The sequence below is a fragment of the Streptococcus sp. GMD6S genome (genome assembly GCF_000297015.1).
In genome coordinates, this window is record NZ_AJRH01000076.1 from 1 (window position 1) to 4,988 (window position 4,988).

Genomic DNA, 4,988 nt, shown 5'->3' on the forward strand with positions numbered 1-4,988 from the left:
AATGTGGTCGAATGGGGCATTGCGAATCCGCATGAAGCAGTCATGATGGCCAGCCTCAACCCAGCAAAATCTGTTCACATCGATGATGTCTGTGGTCAAATCCGTGAAGGTTATGACGCTGACTTTATCGTACTAGATAAAGATTTGGAATTGGTAGCAACCTACCTAGATGGTGTGAAACGTTATCAAGCCTAAGAAGATAAAAAATAGGGGTCAATAAAGGACTCCTATTTTTATTATCAGATGAAAATAATAGGATTAAAGAAATTGCTAATGGGGGAAACAAGCAAAATCCTTTTCTTGTATTAAAAAATTAGATATAATATACGATACAAAGGAAGTAGTAAGAATGTATCGTGTTATAGAAATGTATGGGGATTTTGAACCGTGGTGGTTCATAGAAGGTTGGGAAGAAGATGTCATCATGAGTCAATCTTTTGACAAGTATTATGATGCTCTAAAATATTATAAATCATGCTGGTTTGAGCTGGAAAAGAAGAATCCTCTTTATAAGAGTCGGAGTGATTTGATGACTATCTTTTGGGATCCTGCTGATAAACGCTGGTGTGATGAGTGCGATGAGTATTTGCAGCAGTACCATTCTTTGGCACTTTTACAGGATGAGCAAGTCATCCCCGATGAAAAGCTACGTCCAGGCTACGAAAAACAAACAGGTCAAGAAAAGCATCGTTCTTGCCGCATGAAATGGAGATAAAAAGTAACTTTTAAAAGTTGCTTTTTATTTTTTTCAATTTTTTGCGAATAGTTAGATAAGGAGGGCGGTATGGTACAAGAAATTGCACAGAAAATTATTGCTACTGCGAAAGCAAAGAAGGCTCAGGATATCTATTTCATTCCCAAGGAAAAGTCCTATGAGCTTCACATGCGGGTTGGAGACGCGCGGTGTCTCGTTGACTCCTATGAGTTTGATGTTTTAGCTGCTGTGATTAGTCATTTTAAGTTTGTAGCGGGTATGAATGTAGGGGAGAAGAGACGTAGTCAGCTGGGCTCTTGCGACTATCAGCATGGGGAGAAGGTGTCTTCTCTGCGTTTGTCTACCGTAGGAGATTATCGGGGACATGAGAGTTTGGTCATTCGTTTGTTGCACGACGAAGAGCAGGACCTGCATTTCTGGTTTCAGGATATGAATGAACTGGGTGAGCAGTACCGGCAACGGGGCCTCTACCTTTTTGCGGGTCCAGTTGGAAGTGGCAAGACGACCTTGATGCACGAATTAGCCAAGTCTCTGTTTATGGGGCAACAGGTTATGTCCATCGAAGATCCTGTCGAAATCAAGCAGGAAGACATGCTCCAGTTGCAGTTGAATGAAGCGATTGGCTTGACCTATGAAAATCTGATCAAACTGTCTCTCCGGCATCGTCCGGACCTCTTGATTATCGGTGAAATTCGTGACAGCGAGACAGCGCGTGCAGTGGTCAGAGCCAGTTTGACAGGGGCGACAGTCTTTTCAACCATTCATGCTAAGAGTATCCGAGGTGTTTATGAACGCCTTCTGGAGTTGGGGGTGACGGAGGAGGAATTAGCAGTTGTTCTGCAAGGAGTCTGCTACCAGAGATTAATCGGGGGAGGAGGAATCGTTGACTTTGCAAACAAAGACTATCAAGAACACCAGCCAACCAGGTGGAATGAACAGATTGACCAGCTTCTTAAAGATGGACATATCACAAGTCTTCAGGCCGAAACGGAAAAAATTAGCTACAGCTAAGCAGAAGAAAATCATCACCCTGTTTAACAATCTCTTCTCCAGTGGCTTTCATTTGGTGGATATTATTTCTTTCTTGGGAAGAAGTGCCCTGCTAGAAAAGGACTATGTGGCCCAGATGCACCAAGGCTTGGCTCAGGGGAAATCTTTCTCAGAGATGATGGACAGCTTGGGCTTTTCAAGTGCTATTGTGACCCAGTTATCTCTAGCTGAAGTGCATGGAAATCTTCACCTGAGTCTGGGGAAGATAGAAGAATATCTGGATAATTTGTCCAAGGTCAAGAAAAAGTTAATCGAAGTGGCGACCTATCCTCTGATTTTGCTGGGATTTCTCCTGCTAATCATGCTGGGGTTGAGAAACTATCTACTTCCTCAACTGGACAGTAGCAATATCGCCACTCAAATCATCGGCAATCTGCCACAAATATTTCTGGGACTAGTGTTGGTTTGCTCTCTATCTTTGCTTTTAGCTCTCACTTTTTACAAAAGAAGTTCCAAGATGCGGGTCTTCTCGATGTTAGCGCGGATTCCCTTTCTAGGAATCTTTGTCCAGACTTATCTGACAGCTTATTATGCGCGTGAATGGGGCAATATGATTTCGCAGGGGATGGAGCTGATGCAGATTTTTCAGATCATGCAGGAACAAGGCTCACAGCTCTTTAACGAAATCGGTCAAGATTTGGCTCAAGCCCTGCAAAATGGCCGCGAATTTTCTCAAACCATAGCGACCTATCCTTTCTTTAAAAAGGAGTTGAGTCTCATCATCGAGTATGGGGAAGTCAAGTCCAAGCTGGGGAGTGAGTTGGAAATCTATGCTGAAAAAACTTGGGAAGCCTTTTTTACCCGAGTCAACCGCACCATGAACTTAGTACAGCCACTGGTTTTTATCTTTGTGGCCCTGATTATCGTTTTACTTTATGCGGCAATGCTTATGCCCATGTATCAAAATATGGAGGTAAATTTTTAAAATGAAAAAACTCATGACAAATTTAAAAAAAGCCAAGGTTAAAGCTTTCACTTTGGTAGAAATGTTAGTGGTCTTGCTCATCATCAGCGTTCTTCTCTTGCTCTTTGTGCCCAATTTGACCAAGCAAAAGGATGCCGTAGATGATAAAGGAAAAGCTGCTGTTGTCAAGGTCGTGGAAAGCCAGGCAGAACTTTATCGTTTGGATAAAAATGATGATGCCAGCCTCAGCAAATTACAAGCGGACGGTCGTATCACAGCTGAGCAAGCTAAAGCTTACAAAGACTACCATGCAAAACAAAAAACCAGTCAAACTGTTGCAGATTAAGGCCTTTACTATGCTTGAAAGTCTCTTAGTTTTGGGACTTGTGAGTATCCTTGCTTTGGGCTTGTCCGGTTCTGTTCAGTCCAGTTTTGCGGCGGTAGAGGAGCAGATTTTCTTTATGGAGTTTGAAGAACTCTATCGGGAAACGCAAAAACACAGTGTTGCCAGTCAGCAAAAGACTAGTCTAAACTTAGATGGGCAGACGATCAGCAATGGCAGTCAAAACTTGACCGTTCCTAAAGGAATTCAGGCATCATCAGGACAAAGCATTATATTTGACCGAGCTGGGGGCAATTCGTCCCTGGCTAAGGTTGAATTTCAGACTAGCAAAGGAGCGATTCGCTATCAATTATATCTAGGAAATGGAAAAATTAAACGCATTAAGGAAACTAAAAATTAAGGCAGTGATCTTACTAGAAGCAGTAGTAGCGCTAGCCATATTTGCCAGTATTGCAACCCTCCTTTTAGGACAAATTCAGAAAAATAGGCAGGAAGAGGCAGAAATCTTGCAAAAAGAGGAAGTCTTACGTGCGGCTAAGATGGCTCTGCAGACAGGGCAAAATCAAGTAAACATAAACGGAGTGGAGATTCAGGTGTTTTCTAGTGAAAAGGGATTGGAGGTCTACTATGGTTCAGAGAAGTTACTCGACCTTAAAGAGCAGTAAGGTAAGAGCGTTCACTCTTTTAGAATCTCTGATTGCCCTTATCGTCATTAGCGGAGGCTTGCTCCTCTTTCAGGCTATGAGTCAGCTCCTCATTTCAGAAGTTCGTTACCAGCAGCAAAGCGAGCAAAAGGAGTGGCTCTTGTTTGTGGATCAGCTGGAGGCAGAGTTAGAGCGTTCGCAGTTTGAAAAGGTAGAAGACAATCGCCTCTACATGAAACAGGATGGTAAGGATATCTCTATAGGGAAATCTAAATCGGATGATTTTCGGAAGACCGATGCCAGCGGACGGGGCTACCAACCTATGGTTTATGGACTTAAATCAGCTCAAATTACAGAGGGAAATCAACTGGTTCGCTTCCGTTTCCAGTTTCAAAAAGGCTTAGAAAGGGAGTTCATCTATCGTGTGGAAAAAGCAAAAAGTTAAGGCAGGCGTTCTCTTATATGCAGTCACCATGGCAGCCATTTTTAGCCTTTTGTTGCAGTTTTATTTGAATCGGCAAGTCGCCCATCACAAAGACTTTGCCCTAAACAAAGAAAAGTTGGCAGCTTTTGCTATGGCCAAGCGAAGTAAAGATAAGGTTGAACAAGAAAGTGGAGAACGAGTCTTTAACTTAGGAAAAGTCAGGTATCACAATACGAAAACAGGTTTTGCAACAAGTGTTCGTATGAATAAGGGCAACTATGAATTTCTCTTTCCTCAGATGAAAACCCAAGAAAAGAGAACAGCTAAAAAGGAAGAGGTAGCGACTGATTCAAGCAATCAAGCAGGGAAGAAAAAATCAGAAGAAAAGTCTGAAAAGAAAGACAAATCCTAGTCAATTCAACTTCTTTGTGCTAAACTAAAAGCATGAAACACGATTTTAATCACAAAGCAGAAACTTTTGATTCGCCCAAAAATATCTTTCTTGCAAATTTGGTTTGTCAAGCAGTTGAAAAACAGATCGCTCTTCTATCAGACAAAGAAATTCTGGATTTCGGTGGTGGGACAGGTCTATTAGCTTTGCCCCTAGCCAAGCAGGCCAAGTCGGTTACCCTTGTAGATATCTCGGAGAAAATGCTGGAGCAAGCCCGTTTGAAAGCAGAGCAACAAGACATCAAGAATATCCAGTTTTTGGAGCAGGATTTACTGGCAAATCCCTTGGAACAGCAATTTGACCTGATTGTTGTCAGTCGGGTTCTTCATCATATGCCTGATCTAGATGCAACTCTTGCCATGTTTTACCATCACCTTAGGGAGAATGGACAAGTTCTCATCGCTGATTTTGTCAAGACAGATACCAACCATCATGGTTTTGATTTAGCTGAACTGGA

General features: G+C 42.4%; 10 protein-coding genes. All 10 read left to right on the forward strand.

The window, feature by feature from the left end:
• The coding region (locus GMD6S_RS08170) for an amidohydrolase family protein (RefSeq protein WP_000295594.1) at positions 1–195 on the forward strand (195 nt) is incomplete at its 5' end.
• 154 nt (positions 196–349) lie between these two features.
• Entirely contained in the window at positions 350–715 is a 366-nt protein-coding gene (locus tag GMD6S_RS08175; protein ID WP_000286396.1) for a DUF1033 family protein, read from the forward strand.
• Between the two features lie 69 nt (positions 716–784).
• Positions 785–1,726, forward strand: a complete 942-nt coding sequence (gene comGA / locus GMD6S_RS08180; RefSeq protein WP_000249575.1) for a competence type IV pilus ATPase ComGA — start codon at positions 785–787, stop codon at positions 1,724–1,726.
• Positions 1,674–2,690 (forward strand): competence type IV pilus assembly protein ComGB, encoded by a 1,017-nt coding sequence (comGB, locus tag GMD6S_RS08185; RefSeq protein WP_000355379.1) that lies wholly within the window; start codon positions 1,674–1,676, stop codon positions 2,688–2,690. Before comGA ends, comGB begins: the two co-directional genes overlap by 53 nt.
• A gap of 1 nt (position 2,691) precedes the next feature.
• Positions 2,692–3,015: a competence type IV pilus major pilin ComGC gene (gene comGC, locus GMD6S_RS08190; protein WP_000735798.1), complete on the forward strand. Its 324-nt coding sequence runs from the start codon at positions 2,692–2,694 to the stop codon at positions 3,013–3,015.
• Entirely contained in the window at positions 2,978–3,412 is a 435-nt protein-coding gene (gene comGD / locus GMD6S_RS08195) for a competence type IV pilus minor pilin ComGD (RefSeq protein ID WP_001180049.1), read from the forward strand. The genes comGC and comGD overlap by 38 nt, the downstream gene beginning before the upstream one ends.
• Entirely contained in the window at positions 3,375–3,677 is a 303-nt protein-coding gene (comGE, locus tag GMD6S_RS08200; protein WP_000413365.1) for a competence type IV pilus minor pilin ComGE, read from the forward strand. Before comGD ends, comGE begins: the two co-directional genes overlap by 38 nt.
• Positions 3,640–4,101: a competence type IV pilus minor pilin ComGF gene (gene comGF / locus GMD6S_RS08205; RefSeq protein WP_000250713.1), complete on the forward strand. Its 462-nt coding sequence runs from the start codon at positions 3,640–3,642 to the stop codon at positions 4,099–4,101. The genes comGE and comGF overlap by 38 nt, the downstream gene beginning before the upstream one ends.
• Positions 4,079–4,492: a competence type IV pilus minor pilin ComGG gene (gene comGG / locus GMD6S_RS08210; protein ID WP_000265645.1), complete on the forward strand. Its 414-nt coding sequence runs from the start codon at positions 4,079–4,081 to the stop codon at positions 4,490–4,492. Before comGF ends, comGG begins: the two co-directional genes overlap by 23 nt.
• 32 nt (positions 4,493–4,524) lie before the next feature.
• Positions 4,525–4,988, forward strand: a 464-nt coding sequence (locus GMD6S_RS08215) for a class I SAM-dependent methyltransferase (protein WP_000679769.1), incomplete at its 3' end; no start/stop codon positions are given.

Coding starts and splice junctions, on each gene's coding strand:
- GMD6S_RS08175 (WP_000286396.1), top strand. CDS start 350: ATGTATCGTGTTATAGAAATGTATGGGGATTTTGAACCGTGGTGGTTC.
- comGA (WP_000249575.1), top strand. CDS start 785: ATGGTACAAGAAATTGCACAGAAAATTATTGCTACTGCGAAAGCAAAG.
- comGB (WP_000355379.1), top strand. CDS start 1,674: ATGGACATATCACAAGTCTTCAGGCCGAAACGGAAAAAATTAGCTACA.
- comGC (WP_000735798.1), top strand. CDS start 2,692: ATGAAAAAACTCATGACAAATTTAAAAAAAGCCAAGGTTAAAGCTTTC.
- comGD (WP_001180049.1), top strand. CDS start 2,978: ATGCAAAACAAAAAACCAGTCAAACTGTTGCAGATTAAGGCCTTTACT.
- comGE (WP_000413365.1), top strand. CDS start 3,375: ATGGAAAAATTAAACGCATTAAGGAAACTAAAAATTAAGGCAGTGATC.
- comGF (WP_000250713.1), top strand. CDS start 3,640: ATGGTTCAGAGAAGTTACTCGACCTTAAAGAGCAGTAAGGTAAGAGCG.